Here is a 1,234-nt window from a genome sequence, read left to right as displayed (position 1 = left end):
CGCGGCAGTGGTTTAGGTACGGGGAAAGTGCAGCAGGGCACGGGCATTGGTTTCGACCATCTTCTCGACTTCGTCATCGGGAACATCGATCATCGCGTCGTGTACTTTCTTGCGACTGTTCGGCCAGTTCGAATCCGAGTGCGGGTAGTCACCCTCCCAGGTGATGTTGTCGATACCGACGTCGTGACGGTTCTTGATACCGAAGTTGTCCTCGATGAAACAACCGAAGAGGTGCTTGGAGAACAATTCCGACGGACGCACTGTTTGGTTGATGTTCTGGTAGAACCGGTGCTTCTCCCACGTCTGATCCATCCGTTCGAGCATGTACGGAACCCAGCCGATCCCGCCCTCGGAGAGCAGGAACTTCAGTGTCGGATGGCGATGGAAAACCGGGGAGAACAACAGATCGGCGGTCGCGTACATCGAGTTGCACCCGAAGAGTGCCGTCATCACGGCCATCGGGGCTTCGGGGGCGGTGATCGGGGCCTTACCCGAGGTGCCGAAGTGCACGGTCAACGGGATGTCGACATCCTCACACGCCGAGAACAGCGGATCCCAGTGATCGGTGTGGAACGACGGAAGTCCTAGCGGTACAGGATTTTCGGGGAAGGAAATCGCTTTTGCGCCCTTGGCTGCGGTGCGGTAGACCTCTTTGACGCATTCCTCCACCGACCACAGCGGCAGGATCACCAGCGGGATCAACCGGTCCGGGGCGCTCGCGCACCATTCGTCGATGTGGTAATCGTTCCAGGCCTTGACCGAGAGCAACGCCAACTCCCGGTCCTTGCCTTCGAGGAAGACCGTTCCGGCGAACCGGGGGAACGAAGGAAAGGACAGTCCGGCTTGGACGCCGTCGATATCCATGTCCAGCACACGGGCTTTCGGGTCGAAGCAGCCGGCGATCATGTCCTCGTACCGGGTGGGCTCGGCGCCGTACTCCTCGGGTTTCTTCCCAGCCACCGCGTTGAGTCCGATGTACGGGTAGACACGGTCTTCGTAGATCCACACTTCGGCGAGTTTGGTGCCGGCATCACCGCGGGCGCCGTCACCGGCGTGCACCGATCGCGGCATCACCTTCTCGATGATCCGGGGTCCGGCGTCGAGGAACTTCTTCGGCAGACGATCCGACCAGAGCTTCGGATGCTCGATCAGGTGATCGTCGGTGGAAATCAGATGCATGTGGTTCTGCAGGGGCATGAGTCCTCCGGGGGTACCCTCAACGCACGCGAAAGGG

The 1,234-nt window shown here is 60.3% G+C and carries 1 protein-coding gene; it reads right to left on the bottom strand.

Features of this window, described 5'->3' with window-relative positions; all coding sequences use genetic code 11:
• Positions 1 to 12 precede the first annotated feature (12 nt).
• Positions 13 to 1,197, bottom strand: a complete 1,185-nt coding sequence (locus RG2_RS31185; protein ID WP_033237423.1) for an amidohydrolase family protein — start codon at positions 1,195 to 1,197, stop codon at positions 13 to 15.
• Positions 1,198 to 1,234 lie beyond the last annotated feature (37 nt).

This window comes from Rhodococcus globerulus NBRC 14531, assembly GCF_001894805.1.
GTDB classification, from domain to species: domain Bacteria; phylum Actinomycetota; class Actinomycetes; order Mycobacteriales; family Mycobacteriaceae; genus Rhodococcus_F; species Rhodococcus_F globerula.
This window is presented reverse-complemented; position numbering and strand designations above follow the sequence as displayed.